The 23,989-nt window shown below is 72.0% G+C and carries 22 protein-coding genes; 12 read left to right on the forward strand and 10 right to left on the reverse strand.

What is annotated here, in order from left to right; genetic code table 11:
- Positions 1–52: 52 nt before the first annotated feature.
- The 5 genes from O3597_RS24275 to clpB form a co-directional block, all read right to left on the reverse strand.
- A complete protein-coding gene (locus O3597_RS24275; protein WP_281602485.1) occupies positions 53–868 on the reverse strand; it encodes a hypothetical protein in 816 nt (271 codons plus the stop codon).
- A 129-nt stretch (positions 869–997) separates the two neighbouring features.
- Positions 998–1,600, reverse strand: coding sequence for a DUF4178 domain-containing protein (locus O3597_RS24280; RefSeq protein WP_281602486.1), 603 nt, complete (start codon positions 1,598–1,600; stop codon positions 998–1,000).
- Positions 1,601–1,672: 72 nt separating this feature from the next.
- Entirely contained in the window at positions 1,673–2,692 is a 1,020-nt protein-coding gene (locus tag O3597_RS24285; RefSeq protein ID WP_281602487.1) for a hypothetical protein, read from the reverse strand.
- A 70-nt stretch (positions 2,693–2,762) separates the two neighbouring features.
- Positions 2,763–3,143, reverse strand: coding sequence for a hypothetical protein (locus tag O3597_RS24290; protein ID WP_164446717.1), 381 nt, complete (start codon positions 3,141–3,143; stop codon positions 2,763–2,765).
- A 62-nt stretch (positions 3,144–3,205) separates the two neighbouring features.
- Positions 3,206–5,797, reverse strand: coding sequence for an ATP-dependent chaperone ClpB (clpB, locus tag O3597_RS24295; protein WP_281602488.1), 2,592 nt, complete (start codon positions 5,795–5,797; stop codon positions 3,206–3,208).
- A 472-nt stretch (positions 5,798–6,269) separates the two neighbouring features.
- Between clpB and O3597_RS24300 the strand changes: the two genes are divergently transcribed.
- The 6 genes from O3597_RS24300 to O3597_RS24325 all read left to right on the forward strand — a co-directional run bounded on the left by O3597_RS24300 (position 6,270) and on the right by O3597_RS24325 (position 10,373).
- Positions 6,270–6,743, forward strand: a complete 474-nt coding sequence (locus tag O3597_RS24300) for a hypothetical protein (protein WP_164446719.1) — start codon at positions 6,270–6,272, stop codon at positions 6,741–6,743.
- A 55-nt stretch (positions 6,744–6,798) separates the two neighbouring features.
- Positions 6,799–7,446, forward strand: coding sequence for a hypothetical protein (locus O3597_RS24305; RefSeq protein WP_164446720.1), 648 nt, complete (start codon positions 6,799–6,801; stop codon positions 7,444–7,446).
- Positions 7,403–7,975 (forward strand): hypothetical protein, encoded by a 573-nt coding sequence (locus O3597_RS24310; protein ID WP_164446721.1) that lies wholly within the window; start codon positions 7,403–7,405, stop codon positions 7,973–7,975. The genes O3597_RS24305 and O3597_RS24310 overlap by 44 nt, the downstream gene beginning before the upstream one ends.
- 80 nt (positions 7,976–8,055) lie before the next feature.
- The gene (locus O3597_RS24315) at positions 8,056–8,556 is read left to right on the forward strand and encodes a cation:proton antiporter regulatory subunit (RefSeq protein WP_164446722.1); all 501 of its coding nucleotides are present in this window, start codon (positions 8,056–8,058) and stop codon (positions 8,554–8,556) included.
- Positions 8,557–8,563: 7 nt separating this feature from the next.
- Positions 8,564–9,775 carry a cation:proton antiporter gene (locus O3597_RS24320; protein WP_164446723.1) on the forward strand — a complete coding sequence of 404 codons (1,212 nt, stop codon included), beginning with the start codon at positions 8,564–8,566 and terminating at the stop codon, positions 9,773–9,775.
- 169 nt (positions 9,776–9,944) lie between these two features.
- Positions 9,945–10,373 carry a hypothetical protein gene (locus O3597_RS24325; protein ID WP_164446724.1) on the forward strand — a complete coding sequence of 143 codons (429 nt, stop codon included), beginning with the start codon at positions 9,945–9,947 and terminating at the stop codon, positions 10,371–10,373.
- Positions 10,374–10,429: 56 nt separating this feature from the next.
- On the opposite strand, the gene O3597_RS24330 is transcribed toward O3597_RS24325, so the two are convergent.
- The 5 genes from O3597_RS24330 to dnaK all read right to left on the reverse strand — a co-directional run bounded on the left by O3597_RS24330 (position 10,430) and on the right by dnaK (position 15,248).
- The gene (locus O3597_RS24330) at positions 10,430–10,657 is read right to left on the reverse strand and encodes a hypothetical protein (RefSeq protein ID WP_281602489.1); all 228 of its coding nucleotides are present in this window, start codon (positions 10,655–10,657) and stop codon (positions 10,430–10,432) included.
- Between the two features lie 181 nt (positions 10,658–10,838).
- Positions 10,839–11,276, reverse strand: coding sequence for a MerR family transcriptional regulator (locus O3597_RS24335; RefSeq protein WP_164446726.1), 438 nt, complete (start codon positions 11,274–11,276; stop codon positions 10,839–10,841).
- Positions 11,277–11,304: 28 nt separating this feature from the next.
- Entirely contained in the window at positions 11,305–12,477 is a 1,173-nt protein-coding gene (gene dnaJ, locus O3597_RS24340) for a molecular chaperone DnaJ (protein WP_164446727.1), read from the reverse strand.
- An 85-nt stretch (positions 12,478–12,562) separates the two neighbouring features.
- Positions 12,563–13,324: a nucleotide exchange factor GrpE gene (gene grpE / locus O3597_RS24345; protein ID WP_164446728.1), complete on the reverse strand. Its 762-nt coding sequence runs from the start codon at positions 13,322–13,324 to the stop codon at positions 12,563–12,565.
- A 46-nt stretch (positions 13,325–13,370) separates the two neighbouring features.
- Entirely contained in the window at positions 13,371–15,248 is a 1,878-nt protein-coding gene (gene dnaK / locus O3597_RS24350) for a molecular chaperone DnaK (RefSeq protein ID WP_281602490.1), read from the reverse strand.
- Between the two features lie 220 nt (positions 15,249–15,468).
- On the opposite strand from dnaK, the gene O3597_RS24355 reads away from it, so the two are divergent.
- From O3597_RS24355 to O3597_RS24380, 6 genes are all read left to right on the forward strand, one after another.
- Positions 15,469–17,334, forward strand: a complete 1,866-nt coding sequence (locus O3597_RS24355; protein ID WP_281602491.1) for a GTPase domain-containing protein — start codon at positions 15,469–15,471, stop codon at positions 17,332–17,334.
- Between the two features lie 5 nt (positions 17,335–17,339).
- The gene (locus O3597_RS24360) at positions 17,340–19,016 is read left to right on the forward strand and encodes a GTPase (protein WP_281604626.1); all 1,677 of its coding nucleotides are present in this window, start codon (positions 17,340–17,342) and stop codon (positions 19,014–19,016) included.
- A gap of 51 nt (positions 19,017–19,067) precedes the next feature.
- Complete coding sequence (locus tag O3597_RS24365; protein ID WP_281602492.1) at positions 19,068–20,288, forward strand: hypothetical protein; 1,221 nt, start codon at positions 19,068–19,070, stop codon at positions 20,286–20,288.
- Positions 20,289–20,370: 82 nt separating this feature from the next.
- Positions 20,371–21,186 carry a hypothetical protein gene (locus tag O3597_RS24370; protein ID WP_281602493.1) on the forward strand — a complete coding sequence of 272 codons (816 nt, stop codon included), beginning with the start codon at positions 20,371–20,373 and terminating at the stop codon, positions 21,184–21,186.
- Between the two features lie 636 nt (positions 21,187–21,822).
- Positions 21,823–22,998, forward strand: a complete 1,176-nt coding sequence (gene pdhA, locus O3597_RS24375) for a pyruvate dehydrogenase (acetyl-transferring) E1 component subunit alpha (RefSeq protein ID WP_164448689.1) — start codon at positions 21,823–21,825, stop codon at positions 22,996–22,998.
- Complete coding sequence (locus tag O3597_RS24380; protein WP_164448690.1) at positions 22,998–23,987, forward strand: alpha-ketoacid dehydrogenase subunit beta; 990 nt, start codon at positions 22,998–23,000, stop codon at positions 23,985–23,987. The genes pdhA and O3597_RS24380 overlap by 1 nt, the downstream gene beginning before the upstream one ends.
- Positions 23,988–23,989 lie beyond the last annotated feature (2 nt).

The following is a 23,989-nucleotide window of genomic DNA, read 5'->3' on the forward strand; positions in this document are numbered from 1 at the left end:
TCAGGCGACGGCCGCCCAGGGACGCCGGCACCCGCGCCGAGCCACCGAGGGGTCAGCCGGGGCGATCGGTGGGCGGCTGCGTGCCGGGCTGCTCCGGACCGTCGGCCGGCGGGGTCTGCCCGCTCGGGTCTCCGGCCGCTGGCTGGCCGCCGGCGGCCGGCGGATAGCCGGGGTCGGCCGGCTGCTGCGAGGTGGCCGGGTAACCCGGCTCGGCCGGCGCGGTGCCCGGGTAACCGGGGGCCGGCGGGTAGCCGGGCTGGCTCGGGTACGCACCGCCGGGCGTCGGCGGCTCCCACTGCTGGGTCGGCTTGCGGAAGAACTCGTTCGCCTTCGGCAGTGCCAGCAGGATCAGCGCCACCAGCAACGAGATCAGGCTGATCACACCGAGCAGGATGGTGACCGGGGTGGTCCAGCTCGGCAACGCGTCTTCCAGCCGACGCTGGATCTCCTCACCGCTGGGCATGTCACCGCTGGTGTCGCCGGGCGTGCCCATGCTGCCGGCGAACCCGCTCAGCTGGCCGAACCCGGTGCAGCAGAAGAGGATGCCACCGACGATCCAGGTGGCGATCCGGGCGCCGTTCTTGCCGCGCAGGTTCAGCAGCCCCAGGCCGAACAGCGCGAACGCCGCCACCAGCAGGAAGATGGCGGTGCCGACACTGACGAGGACCACGATGTCGGCGACGTTCTGCGCCCCCTCGACGGTGGAGTCGCGGTAGGCGTCCTCCATCACGTCGCGGACGGTGCCGATGGTGGTCAGCGAGATGACCACGCCGATCAGTTGGCAGATCGCGAACAGCAACAGCAGGTAGGTGGATATCGTCACCACGCCCGGTCGCGACCGGGCCGGGGTGTTCTGAGGATCGACCATCTTTCTCCCTTCCTGGAACGCGCTTCACCGTATCGGCAACGGGCCATTCCGGCACGACGCGACGCCGAGCGGTGGGCGCGTCACCGGCCAGCCGGTCGGTGGGGATCGATCAGACGGCCGTTGCCCCGCTCAGGAGCCGCTCTGCGGGTGGACGGTCACCCCGTCGCCGTCCAGCCGTTCACCACGGGCCATCTCCCAGCCCGCCTCGCCGTACGCCTCGAAGGTGAGCCGTGCCCCGCCGGGGGCCCGGTAGTCGTGGTAGCGCATGGTGCCGCTCGGCGTCAGTCCGATGGATCCGGATGCGGTGTACCGGGCCTGACCTGACTCGTGCCAGCTGTAGCTCCGCCCGCCGGACTCCACCACCGGCGCCCCCGGCGTGACGGTCGCGTCACGCGGCGCCGACTCCCAGAGCACCAGTTCGAACGCGGGGCTCTCGGCGACCGAGAGCCGGCGCCGACCACCGTGCTCGTCCAGGTCGTCGAGGAGGTGCTCGGCCCACCTCCACTCGCCTTCCACCAGGCGGATTGAGCCCCGCACGGCGTAGGTGGCGTCACCGATCTCGACGATGTCCCCGACCTCGATCCGCCTCGGGTCACGTCGCTGCCCGCCCCCGGACCGCGGCTGCGGCCGACGGTCCGCCGCCGACCGGCCACGCCACCAGCGCAGCGCGCACCCGGCGACGACCAGCCCGACCAGGCAGCCGGCCACCAGGTACGTCGTCGTCCCGTCCACCGGTCACCTCCCGAGACAGTTCGGCGGAGACGTCGACCATGATCCGGGCAGCTGCCGCCCGCCGCCACCCGGCTACCGGTCGGCCTGATCCACCCCGCCGGAACCCGCACCCCCGTGCTCACCACCGCCGGGGGCGGTCGGCCCGTCCGACAAGGGTGGATCAGCCGGCGTCGGTGGAGTCTCCGGACCGGTAGGCGGGGCCGCCTGGGGCGGGAGGTGCCCGGCCGGATCCGGGCCGGGCACGGTGTACCCGGGCACCGCATACCCCGCATCAGGGGCGCCATACCAGGGCGGCGACGGATAGGCCGGCGGATATCCGGCCTGCGGTGGGTGACCGGACGGCGCGGGATAGCCGGGGTGGCTCATGGGCACGGGGTACCCGACCAGGTAGACGTTCGGTATGTCGCGCCCGGGCAGCGGCCAGGCCGTCGCGGGGTCGGTGCGGGGCACGAACCAGCGGTGCGCCGGCGGCAGCGCCAGCAGCAGTACCACCGCCGCCGTGAGCAGGAACACCAGCAGCACACCGAGACCCGTCAACGGGAGAAACACCTCGAACGCGTTCGGCTGGTCGTACAGGGCCTCGATGAAGTTCGACTCCTGCCAGAATTCGTCGTCCGGCGGCGGAACCTCCTCCGGATACGTCTCGTCGACGTACGGCCCGTCGGTCAGTGCGAACGCCAGACCGAACGGGATCAGGAACGCGCCGGCACAGCCCTGGACGACGCAGAGCAGCAGTTGGAGGCCGCCGGCCACGAAGACCATCACCCGGGCGGTGTTGCTGCCCCGGAGCACCCAGCCTGACGTGAGCCCCAACCAGAGCGCCAGCAGCAGGGCCGGCACACCGAACACCGTCGCCATCATGGCGGTGTTCCAGCGTTCCGCGCGTACCTCGTCCGGGTCGGCGTCGGGCACCTGCCGCAGTGCCTTGTCGATCGCGTCGTTCCAGTCGACCGCCGCCAGCACCAGCAGAGTGACGAGGCCGAGCAGGATCAGCACGGTGGCGAGTTGCAGCCAGAAAGCCACGGTGACGGTACCGGGGCGCGGCGGCCGGGGCGGGGGTACGGCTGCCGACGGTTCGGCGGTCGCGGTCATGTCGCGGACGGTACGGACCGTTGGCAAGTCCCCGGCAGCTCCGTTCGGGTGAATCCGAGCGGCGGTCGGATCAGGTGGTGCCGAGGCGCTCGACGGCGTACGCGCCCACGGTGGTGCTTCCCATCACGCAGCCGGTCATGGTGCTCAGCTCCGCGGCGTCTCCGCGCAACGCCGTCCAGGCCGCCCGCCCGGCCGCCGGGTCGAGCCGCTCCAGCAGGGTGGCGGCGTACACGCGACCCGCGGGCGCGCCGCCGGTGAGCAGTCGGTCGAGCAGGTCGCGTACCTCCTCCGGTTGGTCGGTCACGGCCGCCGCGACGCGCTGGTACGCCTCGGTCTCGGGCAGCAACGTGCCCGCGATCCCGACCCGACCGAACGCCAACGTGTTGGCGTGACCGAGTTCCGCGACGGCTCTCGCCAGCTCCGACTCCTTCTTGCGGCGCATCCCGAACATCTCTCCATCCTCGCCCCGGAAGCCCGCCTCCGCTCGTCGGAGGCGGGCCCGGCGCGACAGGTTCAGCTGGACGTGACCGACAGACCGTCCTTGCTGTCCCGCAGGTCGACCCGCACCGTGTCGCCGTCGCGGACCTCGCCGGCGAGCAGCGCCCTGGCGAGTTGGTCGCCGATCGCCGACTGGACCAGCCGGCGAAGCGGGCGGGCACCGTAGATCGGGTCGTACCCGTGCTCGGCGAGCCACCCACGCGCGTCGTCGGTGACGTCCAACGTCAACCGGCGGTCCGCGAGACGTCGACTCAGCCGCGCCAGTTGGATGTCCACGATGGCCCGCAGGTCGTCACCGTGCAGGGCGGCGAAGACCACGATGTCGTCGAGCCGGTTGAGAAACTCCGGCTTGAAGTGCGACCGGACCGTGGCCAGGACGCCCTCGCGGCGCTGCTCCTCAGCCAGCGTCAGATCACTGATGACCGCCGAACCCAGGTTCGAGGTGAGGATCAGGATGGCGTTGCGGAAGTCGACCGTACGCCCCTGGCCGTCGGTGAGCCGGCCGTCGTCGAGCACCTGGAGCAGGATGTCGAAGACGTCCGGGTGAGCCTTTTCCACCTCGTCCAGCAGGATCACCGAGTACGGCCGGCGGCGAACCGCCTCGGTGAGCTGGCCGCCCTCCTCGTAGCCGACGTAGCCGGGCGGTGCGCCGACCAGGCGGGCCACCGAGTGCTTCTCGCCGTACTCGCTCATGTCGATGCGGACCATCGCCCGCTCGTCGTCGAAGAGGAACTCGGCGAGCGCCTTGGCCAGCTCGGTCTTGCCGACACCGGTCGGGCCCAGGAAGAGGAAGCTGCCGGTCGGGCGGTCCGGGTCGGCGACTCCGGCCCGCGCGCGTCGGACGGCGTCCGAGACCGCCGCGACCGCCTCGGACTGGCCGACCACGCGCCCGCGCAGCGACTCCTCCATCCGCAGCAGCTTGGCGGTCTCACCCTCCAGCAGCCGGCCGGCGGGGATGCCGGTCCAGGAGGCGACCACGGCGGCGATGTCGTCCGCGCCGACCTCCTCCTTGAGCATCGCGCCGGCGGACTGCAGCCGAGCCAGCTCCTCCTCGGCGGTGGCCAGCTCGGCCTGGAGCGCCGGGATCCGGCCGTACCGCAGCTCGGCGGCGCGTTCCAGCTCGCCGTCACGCTCGGCCCGTTCCGCCTCGCCGCCGAGCCGCTCCAGCTCCTCCTTGGCGGTGGAGAGCTTGGTGATGTGGCTCTTCTCCAGCTGCCACCGCTCGGACAGGGCGGTGAGCTGCTCCCGCTTGTCGGCCAGTTCCTTGCGTAGCCGCTCCAGGCGCTCGGCGGAGGCGGCGTCCGGCTCCTTGGCCAGCGCCATCTCCTCGATCTCCAGCCGGCGCACCGCGCGCTCGATCTCGTCCACCTCGACCGGCCGGGAGTCGATCTCCATCCGGAGTCGGGACGCCGACTCGTCGACCAGGTCGATGGCCTTGTCCGGCAGGAACCGGTCGGTGATGTACCGGTCGGAGAGGGCGGCGGCGGCAACCAGCGCGGCGTCGGTGATGCGTACGCCGTGGTGCACCTCGTAGCGCTCCTTGAGCCCGCGCAGGATGCCGATGGTGTCCTCGACGGTGGGCTCACCGACCAGCACAGGCTGGAAGCGGCGCTCCAGGGCCGGGTCCTTCTCGATGTGCTCGCGGTACTCGTCGAGTGTGGTCGCGCCGACCATGCGCAGCTCACCGCGGGCCAGCATCGGCTTGAGCATGTTGCCGGCGTCCATCGAGCCCTCGCCCTTGCCGGCGCCAACGACGGTGTGCAGCTCGTCGAGGAAGGTGATGACCTGCCCGTCAGAGTTCTTGATCTCCTCCAGGACGGACTTCAACCGCTCCTCGAACTGGCCCCGGTACGACGCACCGGCGACCATCGCGCCGAGATCGAGCGAGACCAGCTTCTTGTCGCGCAGCGACTCGGGCACGTCGCCGGCGACGATCCGCTGGGCCAGGCCCTCGACGATGGCGGTCTTGCCCACGCCGGGCTCGCCGATCAGCACCGGGTTGTTCTTGGTACGCCGGGACAGCACCTGGATCACCCGACGGATCTCGGAGTCCCGCCCGATCACCGGGTCGATCTTGCCGTCCCGGGCGCTGGCGGTCAGGTCCACGCCGTACTTGGTCAGCGCCTGGTAGGTCTGCTCCGGGTCCGCAGTGGTCACCCGACGATCACCGCCGCGTACCGTCGGGAAGGCGGCGACCAGGCTCTCCTCGGTGGCACCGGCGGCCTTGAGCGCGGCGGACACGGCCCCGCCGACCCGGGCCAGCCCGGCGAGCAGGTGCTCGGTGGAGGTGTATTCGTCGCCCAGGGGGCGGGCAATCTGCTCGGCGGCACCGATGGCGTTGACGAACTCGCGGGCCAACGTCGGCTCGGCGATGCTGGACCCGCGTGCGGCGGGCAGCCCGTCGACGGAGCGCTGGGTGGCGCGGCGCAGCTCGGCCGGGTCGGCCCCGACGGCGCGCAGCAGGCCGGCGGCGGTCGAGCCCTCGGTGTCCAGCAGCGACAGCAGCAGGTGCCACGGTTCAACGGTGGCGTGCCCCCGCTGGTTCGCCAGGGCGACGGCGCCGGTGATGGTCTCGCGGCTCTTGGTGGTGAGGCGTTCGGTGTTCATGGGCTCCCCTGGATCGGTGTGTCCACTGGTACCGACAGAACCAGAGTTGAGTCTATTCCACTCAACCCAAGCGGTGTGAGCTGTGTCACTAGTTGCCGGACGCCAAGTACCAGGTCCGGGTCGGCCCCGCAACACGCTCGAAATACCTCGCCGGACCGAAACGGAGATCCACCGTCACACCGCGTCAACATCATGGCGGCCCGCCCGCGCCGGGCGAGCGCCGCCGAATTCTCCCGACCGCCGACATTCGCGGAGGCCAGCCACTGATGATCGTGCGGCGATACCGCAGCACCCCTCGAATGGCAAGGCCCCTTTACTGAGGGTTCCCACCAGCTGATTACGGGTGCGTTTTGTCACCCCGACGAGGGGTTCCCACCCAGATCCGATTGTTGAAGCTTGGGAATAGACCTCAACCACTCCTGAAAGGACGGGGCACATGCGCGTGACGACGCGAGTCGCGAGTGTTTTCGCGATGGCGGTGGTAACCGTGGCCGGAACGGCCAACGCCGCGCACGCCGCGGAGAAGGACGAGTCGACCGCCCTCACGGCACGGGGCCAGGCCGCGTACCAGCAACAGGGGCGTACCCTCGCCGCCGCCGGTGACTGCGGCGTACGGGTCGACCTGCCACACGCGTCCTACACCACCGACAACCAGATCCACACCAGGGTCGAGTCCTTCTGCCAGGGCAACACGATCGCCAACAACACGATCACCGGCAAGAGTTACCGTTCCCGCTGGTACGGCTGGGAACACATGAAGACCAAGACGACCGGTCCGAAAACTGCTTGGCGTGTTCGGGTGACCGTTGACGTCAATTGCGACAACGGCTCCTGGCACCGGTGGCGGACCGAAGGATTCGGCAGTGGGATTCTCAACGGACAGCCGGTGAGCGCCGCGGCCTACGAAGAGAACGACGACGAGATTCAGTGTGGTTCCAACAACTGATTCCCGACCGGGTACGTATCCGTGGCGCGGGGCCGTCATCGCGTGTGCCAGCGCGGTGACGGCCGCCGTCATGGTGCTCGGCGCGACGGGCTGCGGTCCGGCGCCCGGGCAGAGCGACGGGCCGACCGGCGGCACCCGCCAGGACGGCGACACCCCCTACCTGTCCGACGCGCTGCTCACCGCTCCGCTGGAGCCGCCGGCACTGAGCCTCGTCGCCGGGGCACGACGAGAGCCACTACGAAGAATCATGGTGGACTGGTCGGCTCGTGGCGGTCCGGTCACCGGCCCGCCACGACACGTCGACTGGCCCGCGGCCCGGCTCACCGGGACGACCCGACGAGTGACCATGGAGTTCGGGACAGCACAGTTGCCGTCCCGCGTGGTCCTCTACCGCTATCCCGGCACGGGAGCCGACGGGATCCCGGACGAGGACGCCGGCACCGAGACGATCTGCGGCTACTCGACCCCGGCCGCGTCCTGCTCGCGCACCGGTGGCGGTGACCGGCCGGCCCAGGTAGATGTGGCCCTCGACGTCGAAGCGGGCGGGTACTGGGTCGTGCACGCTGCCTGGCCCGTACTCGTTGGTCGCAGTTCCACCGAGCAGGTGCCCGTCGTGTCGGCATCATGGGTGGTCAGAGTCGACCAGATGGAGGGACGGCATGCAGATCAACGTGACGAGGTGGCTGTCCCTGGTGACCCGTGACGCGGTGGCGTCGGCGACCGCGAGCGTCGGCACGACCGGGCCGGACGGCACCGTCCAGCACCTGTCCGAGCACCGGCTGGCCGCTCCCGGCCTGCTGCGCTGGTCGTACACCGTCAGGGACGCCGACGGCGAGGTGCACCGCCGCTGCGACGGCCGGCACCTGGTGCAGGTGAGCGGCGACGGCGAGCAGCTCAGCTCCCCGGTGCCGGAGGAGGACTCGCGGGACGACCCCCGGTACTTCTACTCGTGGCCGGCGGTCGTGGACGCCTGGTTGGTGGAGTTGCTCCGCCCGGTGGACCTGCTGTCCCGGGTCGTGGTGTCGGCGGTGACCGAGCCGGACGCCACCGGCCTGGTCCACATCGACGCCAGCCCGCTGGGTAACGAACCGTCGCCGTACAACGGCTTCGCCCTGCCGGACCGTCGGAGGCTGCGGATCGTCCTCGACCCCGAGCGGGGCTGCCTGGTCGCGGTGACCGTGAGCCGCGTTGACCGGCCCCCGCTGACCTGCCGGCTCACCGAGTTCGGCTGAGCCGTCAGGCGGCCGTCGCGCGTGTCGTACCCGCTGCGCCGGCTCCGTACGTCCGGCGGCGTGCCGGTAGCGTTGCCGGGGTGCGAGTACGTGTCGAACAGACTGCCTTACCGGGGATCGGTGTCCGCCACGAACTGGTGACGGAGTCCGGCCGTCGCCTGGGCGTGGTCTCCCATCGCAGTGGCCGCCGGGACCTTGTCCTGTACGACCCGGACGACCCGGACGCCAGCGCGGCGGACATCCCGCTCACCGATGACGAGGCGGAGGCGCTGGCCGACATCCTCGGCGCGTCGCTCATGCTCGGCCAACTCTCCGGGCTACGCGAGCAGGCCGCCGGGCTGCTCACCGAGCAGATCGCCATTCCGGCCTCCTCGCTGTACGTCAACCGGCCGTTGGGGGACACCAAGGCCCGGACCCGCACCGGCGCCTCGATCGTGGCCGTGCTGCGCAACGGCGAGGTGAACGTCTCGCCGGCTCCATCGTTCCGGTTCGCCGCGGGCGACGTGGTGGTCGTCGTCGGGACCCGTCACGGCCTCGACGCCGTGACGGCCATCCTCGCCGACGGCGATCCGGACGGCTGAGGCGCGGATGCACGAGACCACGACCCTGCTTGTCGAAGTCGGCGCCCTGCTGTTCCTGCTCGGTCTGCTCGGGCGGCTCAGCCGCCGGATCGGCCTGTCACCGATCCCGCTGTACCTGCTCGCCGGACTCGCCTTCGGCCACGGCGGCATCGTGGAACTCAACGCCAGCGAGGAATTCTTCGCCGTCGGCGCGGAAATCGGCGTGATCCTGCTGCTGGTGATGCTCGGCCTGGAGTACTCGGCCACCGAACTAGTCGGCAACCTGCGGGCGTCCGCGCCCGCCGGGCTGATCGACGCGCTGCTCAACGCCTTGCCGGGGGCGGCCTTCGCGCTGCTGCTCGGTTGGGGCTGGGTGTCCGCGGTGGTGCTCGCCGGGATCACCTGGATCTCGTCCTCGGGGGTGATCGCCAAGATCCTCGCCGACCTGGGCCGGCTCGGTAACCGAGAGACACCCGTGGTCCTCTCGGTGCTGGTGATCGAGGATCTGGCGATGGCGTTCTACCTGCCCCTGGTGACCGCCCTGCTGGCCGGCGTGGGTGTGGCGAAGGGCGGCGTCGGCCTGGGTATCGCGGTGGTGACCGTCATCGCGGTCCTTGTGGTCGCCGTCCGGTACGGCAAGCAGATCTCCAGACTCATGTCGGCCGACGACGCCGAGGCGCTGCTGCTCGGTGTGCTCGGGCTGACCCTCCTGGTGGCCGGCATCGCGGCGAAGCTCCAGGTCTCGGCGGCGGTCGGCGCGTTCCTGGTCGGCATCGCGCTGTCCGGCCCGGTCGCCCACCACGCCACCGAACTGCTCACTCCGCTGCGGGACCTGTTCGCCGCCGTGTTCTTCGTCTTCTTCGGCCTGGTCACCGACCCTCGGGGCATCCCGCCGGTGCTGCTGCCGGCGCTGCTGCTCGCCTTCGTGACGATGGGCACGAAGACGTTGACCGGCTACCTGGCGGCCCGGCGGGCCGGGATCGCCGAGCCGGGACGCTGGCGGGCCGGGTTGGCACTCGTGCCCCGGGGCGAGTTCTCCATCGTCATCGCCGGGCTGGCGGTGGCCGCCGGCGGCGTCGATCCGCAGTTGGCGGCGCTCGCCACGGCGTATGTACTGATCACGGTGGTGACCGGGCCGATGCTCGCCCGGTTGCCGGATCTGGGCTGGTTCAAGCAGTGGCTGCGGGCGCGGGCCCGGGCCCAACGGGCGCGACCGGCACCGGTGGCCGACCGGGCGTGACCGCTCACCGGCCGGTGAGACCGTCCGGACGGCCCCCGTCGACCAACAGATGCCGAATTGCTTCCCGCAGGGTCTACCGGTACTCACCGGTACCGCGTTAACGTGTCGCCCCAGCAGCCAGGTTCCCGGTGGGCGCACGTCCCTGCGGGCGGAAGCGGAAGGTTGGCCGGTGAGCGTGCAGGAGTCAGCGTTCCACGGCTTCGCCAACCCCGTCGATCCGAGCCCGGCGGAGTTGCGAGCGTGGGCCTACCAACCCGACTCGGTCCCGTTGACGTCGATGCCGCCGGACTGGGACCTGCTGGTCTCCGGTGACCGGCTGGTGACGACGCTGTTCGATCTCGCCATGGACACCCGCTGTCCGGCGCGTCGGTTCGCGCTGCACTGCCTCTACATCTACGCCGCCGACGGGATCCGGACGAACTTCCGGGCACACCCGAAGCGTCGCTTCCGGAAGCTCGTCGACCAGGCCGAGCGCAACGGCGACGAGTTGATGCGTACCTGGGCGCACAACAGCCGGGTACTGCTGACCCGGCCGGAGCTCTTCGTGTACCGGGAGTGGTGCGAGGGTGGGCTGGTCCGGGAGAATCGCCGACTCTGAACGTGCCGAACGGGCCGGGACCCCCCGTGGCTCCCGGCCCGCACGTCGGCGGATCGTCAGCGCGACCCGCCCCGCTCACGACGGTGCTGGTCACTGCGCACCTGGCCGGCACCACGACCGACCCGGCCGCGTTCCGTGGCGCCCCGGTCGACGGATCTGTCCGCCTGGCTCTGGCCGGAGAGACGTCCCTTGGTGATCCGGTCGAACCGGTGCTGGACGCTCTCAGCCAGGTCGTCGAGGCGTTGCTCCGTCTGCTCGGCCACCTTCCTCGCCGCTTCCGTCATGGCTCCCCCCGCCAGATCGGAGTCCGGATTGAGTTGGTTTAGACGTTATTTCTGAAGGCTAGTCGGGACAACCCGTCCGGCGCTCGGGTTTGCGGAAATACCAGCAGCGCAGGGTCGGCGGACACGCGGAAAGGGTGTGGCTCCGCCTGGCGGAGCCACACCCTTTCGGCGATGGCGGGCGTCAGCGCCCGGGGCTGCGTCGGGGACGCCAGACCACCAGGGCGGTCGAGGTCTGGTTGGTGGGTACGAGATCCCGGCCGGGGAAGCGGGCCAACGACTCCAGCTCGGCCATCCGGCGGTACGCGGCGTCGAGCTCGGCCTCCAGCTGGGCGACCCGCTGCTGCGCCTGCTCCAGCAGTCGCTCCAGCCCGATGATCCGCTTGATCCCGGCGAGGTTGACGCCGTCGTCCTGGCTGAGCCGCTGCACCTCGCGCAGCAGCACCACGTCCCGGACGCTGTACCGCCGACCACCACCGGCCGCCCGGCCGGCCTGCACCAGGCCGAGCCGGTCGTACTGGCGCAGCGTCTGCGGGTGCATCCCCGCCATCCGCGCCGCGACCGAGATCATCAGCACCTTGGCCTCGTATGCCGGGTCATCCGAGCCGACGAACCCGTCCATCCCGTTCACCTCCGCACCGCTTCACCGATCAACCGAACCGACGCACCCGCGCGTCGAGATGTTCCCGGGCCGCCGGCGGGGTCTGCTCGGCGAACGTCTCCAGAGCGGCCCGTGCCTCGTCCGAGATCCCCGCCGGCACCACCACGTCGAGGGTGACCAACAGGTCACCGGCCTGGCCGTCCCGGCGGCTGACACCCTTGCCCCGGGCACGCAGGATGCGACCGCTCGGCGTACCCGGCGGCACCCGCAGGGTCACCGGACCGTCGAGCGTCGGTACCCGCAGATCGGTGCCGAGGACGGCCTCCGCGAACGTGATCGGCACGGTGAGCGTGAGGTCGTCGCCGGTGCGCCCGAACACCTCGTCCGGCCGGACCTTCACGTGCACGAACAGATCACCCGCCGGGCCGCCGCGCTCACCCGGCTCACCCCGGCCGGCCAGCCTGATCCGCTGGCCGTCGGCCACCCCGGCGGGAAAGCGGACGTTGAGCGTACGGGTCTTGGTGACCCCGCCGGTGCCCTGGCACTCCGGGCACTTCTCGTCCACCACCGTGCCCACGCCCTGACAGTTGCGGCAGGGCTCGGAGAAGCTGAACGCGCCCTGGTTCCGGTTGGTGACCCCGGCGCCGTGGCAGACCGGGCAGGTGCGTGGCACGGTGCCGGGCTTGGCGCCGTTGCCGTGGCAGGTGTCGCAGACACCGGGTGCCCGCAACGTCAGCGGCAGGGTCACGCCGCGTACCGCGTGGTCGAAGTCGAGCGCCACTTCGGTCTCGATGTCCCGGCCCCGGGCCGGACCGGGCGCGCCCGCACCCCCGCCGCCGGAGAAGATCGAGCTGAACAGGTCGGAGATGTTGCCACCGGCGAACCGGCCGCCACCTGCCTGCGCGCCACCGAACAGGTCGGAGACGTCGAACGGCACGCCGCCCGGCTGGCCGCCCTGCCGGGCACCACGCCGGAACGCGCCCGAACCGAACAACGAGCGCATCTCGTCGTACTCGCGGCGCTTGGCGTCGTCACCGAGCACCGCGTACGCCTCGGACACCGCCTTGAAACGCTCCTCGGCCTTGGCGTCACCGGGGTTGTGGTCCGGGTGCGACTCGCGGGCCAGCTTGCGGTACGCCTTCTTGATCTCATCAGCCGGCGCGGCCTTCGCCACGCCCAGGACCGCGTAGTAGTCCTTCTCGATCCAGTCCTTCGAACTCACCCGTACACCTCCTCCCCACCGCCGGGCCCGGTCCGCCCCGCCCGCCGGGTCTCGGCGGGCGGGGCGGCCAGGTCACCGTCGCGCACTATTCCGGGTCGGCGACCGCGACCAGCGCGGGCCGCAGCAGTCGCTCACCGACCTGATAGCCCCGACGCATCACCTGTACGCAGGTCGGCTCGGTGACGTCGGCCGAGGTCTGGTGGGCCACCGCCTCGTGCCGCGTCGGGTCGAACGGGTCGCCCTGCTCACCGAACGGGGTCAGCCCGAACTTGCCGAGCGCGGTGACGAGCTGCTCGGCCACTGAACCGAAGGGGCCGACCAGGTCGCCGTGCTCCCGAGCGCGGTCGAGATCGTCCAGGATCGGCAGCAGCGCGGCGAGCACGGACCCGGTCGCCTGCTCGGTCACCAGGCCACGGTCGCGCTCGACCCGCTTGCGGTAGTTGGCGTACTCGGCCGACACCCGCTGCACGTCGCGGGTGCGTTCGTCCAGCTCGGCGCGGAGCGCCTCCAGCTCGGCACCCAGCCCGCCGGCGGCCGGCTCGGACGGCTCCCCGACCGGCTGTGCCGGCGCGTCCACGACCGGTGGCCCCTCGGTGGACGCGTCGCTCAGTGCGCTCGCCTCGACCTCGATCGAGTCGACCACGACCTCGGCCTCTTCGACCAGACCCTCCGCCGGCACGTCCGGCCCAGCGTCGGCGGCCGTGCCGTCCGGTTCACGGATTTCACTGATCTTGCGGTTGTTGCGGATGACGACCCGCGGCGCGTCGCCGGTGGCCGGCTCGGACGCCGAGCCACCCGGCGCCGACCCGGTATCACCCGGGTCGGCGGCTCGTGGCTTCTCCGTCATACGACTACCTCATCCCTCTGCCCGTGCGCTCGGGTGGCCAGGACCGTCACTTCTTGTCCTCGTCCACGATCTCCGCGTCGACCACGTCGTCCGCACCGGGCCGCGCGCCACCGGCCTGCGCGCCACCGGCCGCACCGGCACCGCCGGCCGGACCGTCGCCGGCCTCGCCACCCGGCTGGGCCTGCTCGGCCTGCTGGGCGTAGAGCAGCGAGCCCGCCTCCTGGGAGACCTGCGCGAGCCGCTCGTGCGCCGACTTGATCTTCTCGATGTCACTGCCACCGAGAGCGCCACGCAGCTCGCCGAGGGCCTCGTTGAGCTTCTCGCGGTTCTCGGCGGGGAGCTTGTCACCGTTCTCGGCGAGGAACTTCTCGGTCTGCCACTGCAGAGCCTCGGCCACGTTGCGGGTCTCGGCCTCCTCGCGGCGGCGCTTGTCCTCCTCCGCGTGCTCCTCGGCGTCCCGGCGCATCCGCTCGATGTCGTCCTTCGGCAGCGACGAGCCGCCGGTGATCGTCATCTTCTGTTCCTTGCCGGTGCCCAGGTCCTTGGCGTGGACGTTGACGATGCCGTTGGCGTCGATGTCGAAGGTGACCTCGATCTGCGGCACGCCGCGCGGGGCCGGCGGGAGGCCGGTCAGCTCGAAGGTGCCGAGCTTCTTGTTGTACGCGGCGATCTCACGCTCGCCCTGGAAGACCTGGATCAGCACCGACGGCTGGTTGTCGTCGGCGGTGGTGAACACCTCGGAACGCTTGGTCGGGATGGTGGTGTTGCGCTCGATGAGCTTGGTGAAGATGCCACCCTTGGTCTCGATGCCCAGGCTCAGCGGCGTCACGTCGAGCAGCAGGACGTCCTTGACCTCGCCCTTGAGCACGCCGGCCTGCAGGGCAGCGCCCACCGCCACGACCTCGTCCGGGTTGACGCCCTTGTTCGGCTCCTTGCCGGTGAGCTGCTTGACCAGGTCGGTCACCGCGGGCATCCGGGTCGAGCCACCGACGAGGATCACGTGGTCGACGTCGGAGACCTTGATCCCGGCGTCCTTCACGGCCTGCTCGAACGGGCCCTTGCAGCGGTCCAGCAGGTCCTGCGTCATCCGCTGGAACTCGGCCCGGCTGAGGGTCACGTCCAGGTGCAGCGGACCGGCCGCCCCGGCGGTGATGTACGGCAGGTTGATGTTGGTGGTGGTGGCGGCGGACAGCTCGATCTTGGCCTTCTCGGCGGCCTCCTTGAGCCGCTGCATCGCCATCTTGTCCTGCGACAGGTCGATGCCGTGCTCGCCCCGGAAGGTCTTCACCAGGTGATCCATGATCCGCTGGTCCCAGTCGTCGCCACCGAGGAGGTTGTCACCGCTGGTCGACTTGACCTCGATGACGCCCTCGGCCAACTCCAGCAGCGACACGTCGAAGGTGCCGCCACCGAGGTCGAAGACCAGGACGGTCTGCTCCTTGGAGCCCTTGTCCAGCCCGTACGCCAGGGCTGCCGCGGTCGGCTCGTTCACGATCCGCAGCACGTTGAAGCCGGCGATCTCACCGGCCTCCTTGGTGGCCTGACGCTGGCCGTCGTTGAAGTAGGCCGGGACGGTGATCACCGCGTCGGTGATCTGCTCGCCCAGGTAGGCCTCGGCGTCCCGCTTGAGCTTCATCAGCGTCCGGGCCGAGATCTCCTGCGGGGTGTACTTCTTGCCGTCGATGTCGACGGACCAGTTGGTGCCGATCTCCCGCTTGACCGAGCGGATCGTCCGGTCCGGGTTCGTCACCGCCTGGCGCTTGGCGACCTCACCGACGAGCACCTCGCCGTTACGGGCGAACGCGACGATCGACGGGGTCGTCCGCGAGCCCTCAGCGTTGGCGATGACGGTGGGCTCACCGCCCTCCAGAACGCTGACGCAGGAGTTCGTCGTGCCGAGGTCGATACCGACCGCACGTGCCATCTTCGCTTCCTCGCTTCGTTACGTTGAGCAGGTGACGGGCCCTCCCGTCCCGCTGCGCGGCACCTGCCGTCCGCAGCGACCCCACCTCAAGTTGAGTGAACTTGACTCAATAGTGCCACGCCCTCGGAAATCGTCAAGTCAAGGTTGAGTCGGATCGACGCAACCCACCAGTCCTACCGACCGGTTGTCTTACCTTGTGTCGGTCGGGCACGCTTTAGCGGTGACGACGCACGGCGATTCCGCCTCACCGTCCGGCGCGCCCGCCGTCGCAGCCCGCACCGGGTCCACCGGCGCCGGCGAGGACCGGCCCGCGCCCACCGGGGACGACACTCTGCCAGACGCCCTGACCAGCCTGCGCGCCGCGATCGGGGCGGCCCGGTTCCCGCTGGCCCTGCCCTCGGCCGAGCTGGCCGCACGCACCGTCGCCGCCCTCGCCGACCAGCTCGACGACTACCTGCTGCCCCGCCTGGCCCGCCTCGACGCACCGCTGCTCGTGGTGGTCGGCGGATCCACCGGTGCCGGCAAGTCGACCCTGGTCAACAGCCTGGTGCAGGCCCGGGTCAGCGCGGCCGGCGTGCTGCGACCCACCACCCGGTCGCCGGTACTGGTCTGCAACCCGGCCGACTCGGCCTGGTTCCGCCGGGGCGAGCTGCTGCCCGGGCTGACCCGCACCAACCAGCCCGGCGACGATCCCCGCACCCTGCACCTGGTCACCGCCCCGGCGCTACCCCCGGGGCTGGCGTTCCTGGACGCCCCCGACATCGACTCGGTGGTCGACGCCAACCGGGCCCTGGCCAGCCAGCTGCTCGCCGCCGCCGACCTCTGGCTCTTCGTCACCACCGCCGCCCGGTACGCCGACGCCGTCCCCTGGGAGCTGCTGCACAACGCCCGGGCCAGGGGTGCGGTCCTCGCCCTGGTGCTCAACCGGGTGCCCGCGGAGGCGACCGACGAGGTGGCCGCCCACCTCGCCGAGATGCTCGCCGAGCAGGGCCTCGACGCCGCGCCGCTGTTCGTGCTCCCGGAGACCTGGATCGACGGGCAGGGGCTGCTACCGGGCCGCAGCACCGCACCGCTGGCCGACTGGTTCGCCCGGCTCGCCGCCGACGCGGAGGCCCGTGCGGCGGTGGTCCGGCAGACCCTCGGCGGCGCGCTGGCCCTGCTGCAACCCACCGTCGAGAGCCTGGCCCTCGCCGTCGACGAGCAGGTCACCGCCGCCGACGCGCTGGACGACCGGGTACGCGCGGCGTACCGGGCCGCGCACCGGACCGTCGAGCAGGGGCTGCGCGACGGTCGACTGCTCCGTGGCGAGGTGCTCGCCCGTTGGCAGGAGTTCGTCGGCACCAGCGACCTCTTCCGCACCCTCGAGGCGCGGATCGGCCGGCTACGGGACCGTGTCATGGCCTCCTTCTCCCGCCGCCCGGCCCCCGCCGTCGAGCTGCGCGACGCGATCGAGTCGCAACTGGTCACCCTGCTGCGCGGGGTGGCCGCCGAGGCGGCCGAGCACGCGTACACCGGTTGGAAGGCGCACCCGGCCGGCGCGGCCCTGCTCGAACCCGACCTGGCGCACCACGCCGCCGACCTGCCGCAGCGCGCCGAGCGGCTGGTGCGCGACTGGCAGCGCGGCGTGCTGGAGCTGGTCCGGGCCGAAGGTGGCGACCGACGCTTCGTGGCCCGGACGGCGGCGTACGCGGTAAACGCCACCGGACTGGCCGTGATGATCGCTGTCTTCGCCTCCACCGCCTTCATCCCGACCGGGCTGGAGGTCGCCACCGGGGCCGGCACCACCCTCGCCGGTCAGGCGGTGCTTCAGGCGATCTTCGGCGACCAGGCCGTCCGTACGCTGGCCAGAAAGGCCCGCGAGGACCTGCTGGAGCGGGTGACGGTGCTGCTGGACGACGAGGCCACCCGCTATCTCACCCGGACCCGGCAGACCCGACCGGCGGCCCGGACCGCGACGGCGTTGCGCCAGGCGGCCGAACGGGTCGAGGCGGCCCGGTTGCGCAGCGGCTTCGCCGACGCCGCGCCCGTGCTCAGCGCCCAGACGACGGGCGTCGACGCCCCGGTGACCGATGGGGAGCGGCCGTGACCGGCATGGGCGGACGCCTCCGCGAGGCGTTGCGGATCGCCGACGGGCGGGTGGACGCCGACCAACTGGTCGCCCGGCTGGAGGCAGTGCGGCGCTTCCTCGGCATCGTCGACGGGCACCTGCCGGACACCCCGCTGGTACCGGCCCGCACCCTTGTCGAACGGGCCGGCACCCGGCTCGCGCTGTCGCGCGACCACACCGTGGTGGCGCTGGCCGGAGCCACCGGCAGCGGCAAGTCGAGCCTGTTCAACGCGATGGCCCGGATGGACCTCTCACCCGTCGGGGTACGCCGACCCACCACCGGGGTTACGCACGCCTGCGTCTGGGGCCCACTCGACGGGGGCACCCGGCTGCTCGACTGGCTCGGCGTGCTGCCCCGCCACCGGTTCGTCCGGGAGAGCCTGCTCGACGGCGACGACGAGTCCACGCTGCACGGGCTGATCCTGCTCGACCTGCCGGATTTCGACTCCGTCGAGCACTCGCACCGGCTGGAGGTGGACCGACTGCTCGGCCTCGTGGACCTGGTGGTCTGGGTGGTCGACCCGCAGAAGTACGCCGACCGGGTGATGCACCGCGGCTATCTCCGCGAGTTCCACCGGCACCGGGACGTGACGGTGGTCGTGCTCAACCAGACCGACCGGCTGCCGCCGGCCGAGGTGCCCCGGGTACTGGCCGACCTGCGCCGCCTGCTCGACGCGGACGGGCTGGCCGAGGTGCCGCTGCTGGCCACCACCGTCGCCGACCCGGACGGCCCGGAGCGGCTGCGGGCGGCGCTGGAGCGTACCGTCGCCGAACGACAGGCCGCGCTGCGTCGCCTCTCCGGTGACGTCGACGCCGTCGTCGATGCGCTGGACGACATGGTCGGCGCGCCCCGCACCGCGCTCGCCGCCGACGATCCCGCGGTCACCGCGCTGGACCGTGCCCTGTGCAGGACAGCGGGAGTGCCGACGGTCGTGGCGGCGGTCGAGCAGGCGTACCGGCATCGCGCCGCGGCGGCCACCGGCTGGCCCCTGCTGCGGCTCTGGCGGCGGCTGCGGGCCGATCCGCTGCGCCGGCTGCATCTGCCCGACCGGCGGGCCGGCGGTGACCCGGCGGAGAGCCTGGTGGCCGCGACCTCGGTGCCCGAGCCCAACGCGGCCGACAAGTCGGCGTTGGCGTTGGCCCTGCGGACGGTGGCCGAGCGGGCCGGGGCCGGGCTGCCGAACGCCTGGCCGGACGCGATGGCCGCGGCGGCCCGCTCCCGCCTCGGCGACCTGCCGGACGCCCTGGACGGCGCGCTGGCCAGCACCGATCTCGGCGTCGACCGTCCCCGTGTCTGGTGGCGACTGGTCGGCGGGGTGCAGTGGCTGGTGACGCTCGCCGCGGCGGCCGGGCTGGGCTGGCTGGTCCTCGGCTACGCGATGCGGGCACTCGGGTTGCCGGAGCTGCGGCACCCGATGGTCGGTGAGGTACCGGTGCCGACCCTGCTGCTGCTCGGTGGACTGCTGACCGGGGCGCTCGTCGCCGCCCTGACCCGACCGCTGGTGAGGTGGGCCGCGCGGCAGGCTCGCCAGCGGGCGGAGGCGCGGCTGACCCGGGCCGTCGCCACCGTCGGTGAACAGCAGGTGCTGGCCCCGGTGCGGGCGGTGATCGCCGCGCACGCCGACGCACGTACGGTCCTCGAGGTGGCCCGACACCGCTGACCCGGCCGCCGAACGTTCCTGGACACCGCGCGATCGGCGTAGGGTCGAGTCATGGCCACGCCACAGACCCCTTACGACGCGGTGCTGCACGCCGCACGCGACGTGACCAAGCTCGACTCGGCCCTCGACGCGGAGATGCTCGGTGCGGCCCTGCTCGGCAGCGTGTACGAGGTCGCCGAGACGGACCGGGAGGCGGCGGTGCGCGACTTCGTGGGCGAGTTCCTCGCCGCCACCTCGCGACGACGGGCGGTCGCGGCGACGACGGTCCGCGCCGTCTTCGCGGCCCTGGTGCCGGACGCGGCGGGTGCGGACCGGGTGCGACCCGGTGCGACCGCACCGGCCTGGTCCGGGCAGCTCGGCAAGGTGCACGTCACCGGCACCTGGGCGTACGGCGACGTGTACGGCGACCAGACCTCCTACCTGGCCACGTTCGCCTACGACGATGCCACCGGTGGGCCGGAACACGCCCTGGTCGCCCTGATCGACCACAACATCGGCATCACCAAGGACGTCTTCGTCGGCGGTCCGGCCGGCCGGATTCTGGAGCAGGTCCGGCAACTGTGCGCCGAGGACGAGCTGACCTGGTTCCGGGAGGAGAGCCCGACCCGGATGCGCGACCAGGTGAGCCGGCATCTCGCCGTGACCGACCATCTGGGCCAGCTGCCCGGTGCCGCCTCACTCGCCACCGACCGGGCGCTGGTCGGGGCCCGGCTGGCGGTGCTGCCGGCCGCGACCGCACCCCCACCCCGGCAGGCCGACGACCCGTTGCCCGACGCCGAGCGAGCCGCGGAGATCCGCCGTTTCCTGGGCTCACCGGACGCCGCCCGGGCCGGACTTGACGCGGTCGACGATGCCGAACTGGCCTCGCTGCACTTCTGTCTGGGCCTGCTGCTCGACCACGCGGCCACCTTTCCCGACGCCGACCCGCTGCGGTGGAGCCCGACGGTCGCCGGCCTCTTCCTGCTCGACTGGGTGCACCGCCGTGCCGTACTCGACATGGACGACGCGGCGATGCTGCCCCGGGTACTGCGCGCCTGGGCCGGATACGCGGCCCACCGGCGTGGGCTGCCCGAGTCGGCGGCTGCCGCCACGGACGCGGCGATCGAGGAGATGGTGCCGGAGTTCGTCCGCCTCTACGCGACCGGCGAGCGGCGCAGCCCGGCCACCGCCGCGGTGGCCCAGTTGATGGCCGACGGCATCGACCCGGACGATCCGGCGGCTCTGGACGCCTGGATCGAGGCCAACCGGCACCGTCTCGCCGACGACGGCTGACCCGCACCCACGCTCACCGGACCGCCCCGCGTCCGGCACCGCCGGTCAGGCCGGCACCGCCCGTTGAGCCGGCGGGCCGGCAGTGCCCCCGCAGGCGGAACGCGTCCGGGTGCGGGCGCTGCCGGTGCGCTCGGATGTGCCGGGCGACAGCGGCCCGGCCACGAGGGTGGCCGGTGGGGGCTCCGGCGCGGACCCACCGCCGCTCGGGGTGGCCGACGGACCGCCCGGCGCGGTCGGCGCGGCGGACGCGGAAGGGCCGCTGGATGTGCTCGGGTCGGTCGTCGGCGACGGGTCACCCGACGTGGTCGGTGCGGCGGACGCCGTAGGACCGTCCGACGAGCCCGGATCGGCGGACGCCGAGGGATCGGTTGACGGGCCCGGGCCCGCGGTGGGCGGGTCGTTGGACGCGGTCGGATCGGCCGAGGCGGTCGGATCGGCCGAGGCGGTCGGATCGGCCGAGGCGGTCGGATCGGCCGAGGTGGTCGGCGTGGGCGAGCCGCTGGTCGGGGCCGGCGAGGGTGTCCGGGTCGGGACGGGCGCCGGGCGAGGGGCCGGTGTGCTGGTGGGTGTCCGGGGGGCCGGCGCGGTCGTCGGCGCGCCGGGGCGACGGGCCGGCGTGTGCTCGACCGGTGGACCGACGATCGTCGGTCGGGGCGTCGGCAGCACGGGGACGACCGGCGGCGCCGCCGGTTCGACCGAGGGCACCGCGGTCACGATGGAGGTCGGCGAGCCGCTGGGTGGCGGTGGGACCACCACCGGTCCGACCGAGGGTGTCGGGATGAACGGCGTGCTGCCGTCCGGCAGCGCCGTACTGCCGACGGTCGCGGAGCCGGTGCTGATCGCGGCGAGGACCGGCATCGAGGCGGTGCCCGCGAGCAGCGCCACCGTCAGCAGATAGCCCCGGGTGGGCCCGGCGGTACGCACGGCCCGGTGCGCACCCACCACGCGCCGGTAGCCGGGCGCCCGATGCCGGCCGAGGATCGGCGCACCGGGGCCTTCACCTGGTTCGGACACCACGCACCCCCTCGTCGTCACCCCTGGTCGAAGCCGCCCTCCGGGCACCCTCGCGGGCCTTTCGGAAGCTGGAGCCGACCCGCGCGATCAGCCTGGGGCAGTGACTCTGCGTCAGCCAAGACCACACCGCGTGTCGACACGCGTATCTGGCCGAATGGTGACGAACCACCACCGCAACGGCCGCGAGTCGCTCGACCCGACACTGCGGCACTTCGGGTAACGAAGCGGGCTGGCCACCGGATGCGGGGCGGGCGGGGTGTGGGACGCCTCACCTCTGATGCGAAACTGGAGTTACGGCGGCAGCGCAGCCGCGACCTCCGCGCACCCACGCGGTAGGCGCGACTGGGCACCGGCGCTCCCGAACCGGGTTCGGCCAGAATCCGGCTCATGCCGCGCGGCAACCCCTACCGGGGTCAGGCGCGGCCGCCAGGAACCATCCCGGCACCAGCCGGGACGGGCGCACGAGTCGCGCGGCCGGGTGACCCCCCGGTGCCGACGCAGACACGACAGGGAGAGACGGATGGCAAAGGGCGACCCCGGGGCTCCGGCCCGCGGCCGGCGAGCCGCACCCCGATCCAGGAAGGCCACCACCGGCGATCCGGAGCTGGTGCAGTTGCTCACGCCCTCCGGCGAGCGGATCGAGAGCGTGACCGGCCCGGACGGCACCGAGTACCGCGTCGACTTCACCGACGAGGAGTACCGCGGCCTCTACCGCGACCTGGTGCTCGTCCGGAAGCTGGACGCCGAGGCGACGGCCCTGCAACGGCAGGGCGAGCTGGGCATCTGGGCGAGCCTGCTGGGCCAGGAGGCGGCGCAGGTCGGTTCCGGCCGGGCGCTGCGTACGCAGGACATGGCCTTCCCCACCTACCGCGAGCACGGCGTGCTCTACTGCCGTGGCATCGACCCGATCATGCCGCTGGGCCTGTTCCGCGGGGTCGACCAGGGTGGCTGGGACCCGAACGAGTTCAAGTTCAACATGTACACCATCGTGATCGGCGCGCAGACCCTGCACGCCACCGGCTACGCCATGGGCGTCGCGATGGACGGCAAGACCGGCACCGACGACGGCGAGGCGGTGATCGCCTACTTCGGCGACGGTGCCACCAGCCAGGGCGATGTCAACGAGGCGTTCGTCTGGGCCGGCGTGTTCAACTCACCGCTGGTGTTCTTCTGCCAGAACAACCAGTACGCCATCTCCGAGCCGCTGGAGCGACAGACCCGCATCCCCCTCTACCGGCGGGCCGCCGGCTTCGGGTTCCCCGGCATCCGGGTCGACGGCAACGACGTGCTGGCCACGTACGCGGTGACCCGGCACGCGCTGGACAACGCCCGGCACGGGCAGGGCCCGAGCCTGATCGAGGCGTACACCTACCGGATGGGCGCGCACACCACCTCCGACGACCCGACCCGCTACCGGATCGCCAGCGAGGTCGAGGCGTGGCAGGCCAAGGACCCGATCGCCCGGATGAAGGCGTTCCTGGAGCGGGAGAAGATCGCCGACGCCGGGTTCTTCGGCGAGGTCGACGAGCAGGCCCGCCGGGAGGCGGTGGACCTGCGTGAACGGGTGCTCGCCATGCCGAACCCGGATCCGGACACCATGTTCGACCACGTCTACCCCAACGGGTCGCCGCTGCTCGACGAGCAGCGCGCGCAGTTCAGCCGGTACCTGGAGTCGTTCGAGGGGAGCGCGCACTGATGGCCACGGAGACGCTCACCCTCGGCAAGGCCCTCAACGCCGGCCTGCGCAAGGCACTGGAGAACGACCCGAAGGTCGTCATCATGGGCGAGGACGTCGGCAAGCTCGGCGGCGTCTTCCGGATCACCGACGGGTTGCAGAAGGACTTCGGTGACCAGCGGGTGATCGACACCCCGCTGGCCGAGTCCGGCATCATCGGCACCGCGGTCGGCCTGGCCATCCGGGGCTACCGTCCGGTCTGCGAGATCCAGTTCGACGGCTTCGTCTACCCCGCGTACGACCAGATCGTGTCGCAGGTGGCGAAGATGCACTACCGCTCGCGGGGCAAGCTCAACATCCCGATGGTGATCCGGATCCCGTTCGGCGGCGGCATCGGCGCGGTGGAGCACCACTCCGAGTCGCCCGAGGCGTACTTCGCGCACACCGCCGGGCTGAAGGTGGTCTCCTGCGCCAACCCGCAGGACGCGTACGTGATGATCCAGCAGGCCATCGCCTCGGACGACCCGATCGTCTTCCTGGAGCCGAAGCGGCGTTACTGGGAGAAGGGGCCGGTCGACCTGGACGCCCCGCTGTCCGAGGCGTACCCGCTGCACGCGTCCCGGGTCGCGCGGGCCGGCACCGACGCCACCCTGCTCGCGTACGGCCCGATGGTGCGTACCTGCCTCGACGCGGCGACCGCCGCTGCCGAGGACGGACGGAACCTGGAGGTCATCGACCTGCGCACGCTCTCCCCGCTGGATCTCGGTGTGGTGTACGAGTCGGTGCGTCGTACCGGTCGCGCGGTGGTGGTGCACGAGGCGCCGTCCAACCTGGGCATGGGTGCGGAGGTCGCGGCCCGGATCACCGAGGAGTGCTTCTACTCGCTGGAGTCGCCGGTGCTGCGGGTGGCCGGCTTCGACACCCCTTACCCGGCGGCCCGGGTGGAGGAGGAGTACCTTCCCGACCTCGACCGGGTGCTCGACGCCGTCGACCGCACCTTCGGCTGGTGAGC

Origin of the sequence: Verrucosispora sp. WMMA2044, from assembly GCF_027497155.1 — a bacterium.
GTDB classification, from domain to species: domain Bacteria; phylum Actinomycetota; class Actinomycetes; order Mycobacteriales; family Micromonosporaceae; genus Micromonospora; species Micromonospora palythoicola.

Coding starts and splice junctions, on each gene's coding strand:
- O3597_RS24275 (WP_281602485.1), bottom strand. CDS start 868: ATGGTCGATCCTCAGAACACCCCGGCCCGGTCGCGACCGGGCGTGGTG.
- O3597_RS24285 (WP_281602487.1), bottom strand. CDS start 2,692: ATGACCGCGACCGCCGAACCGTCGGCAGCCGTACCCCCGCCCCGGCCG.
- O3597_RS24290 (WP_164446717.1), bottom strand. CDS start 3,143: ATGTTCGGGATGCGCCGCAAGAAGGAGTCGGAGCTGGCGAGAGCCGTC.
- clpB (WP_281602488.1), bottom strand. CDS start 5,797: ATGAACACCGAACGCCTCACCACCAAGAGCCGCGAGACCATCACCGGC.
- O3597_RS24300 (WP_164446719.1), top strand. CDS start 6,270: ATGGCGGTGGTAACCGTGGCCGGAACGGCCAACGCCGCGCACGCCGCG.
- O3597_RS24310 (WP_164446721.1), top strand. CDS start 7,403: ATGCAGATCAACGTGACGAGGTGGCTGTCCCTGGTGACCCGTGACGCG.
- O3597_RS24320 (WP_164446723.1), top strand. CDS start 8,564: ATGCACGAGACCACGACCCTGCTTGTCGAAGTCGGCGCCCTGCTGTTC.
- O3597_RS24330 (WP_281602489.1), bottom strand. CDS start 10,657: ATGACGGAAGCGGCGAGGAAGGTGGCCGAGCAGACGGAGCAACGCCTC.
- O3597_RS24335 (WP_164446726.1), bottom strand. CDS start 11,276: ATGGACGGGTTCGTCGGCTCGGATGACCCGGCATACGAGGCCAAGGTG.
- grpE (WP_164446728.1), bottom strand. CDS start 13,324: ATGACGGAGAAGCCACGAGCCGCCGACCCGGGTGATACCGGGTCGGCG.
- dnaK (WP_281602490.1), bottom strand. CDS start 15,248: ATGGCACGTGCGGTCGGTATCGACCTCGGCACGACGAACTCCTGCGTC.
- O3597_RS24360 (WP_281604626.1), top strand. CDS start 17,340: ATGGGCGGACGCCTCCGCGAGGCGTTGCGGATCGCCGACGGGCGGGTG.
- O3597_RS24365 (WP_281602492.1), top strand. CDS start 19,068: ATGGCCACGCCACAGACCCCTTACGACGCGGTGCTGCACGCCGCACGC.
- pdhA (WP_164448689.1), top strand. CDS start 21,823: ATGGCAAAGGGCGACCCCGGGGCTCCGGCCCGCGGCCGGCGAGCCGCA.
- O3597_RS24380 (WP_164448690.1), top strand. CDS start 22,998: ATGGCCACGGAGACGCTCACCCTCGGCAAGGCCCTCAACGCCGGCCTG.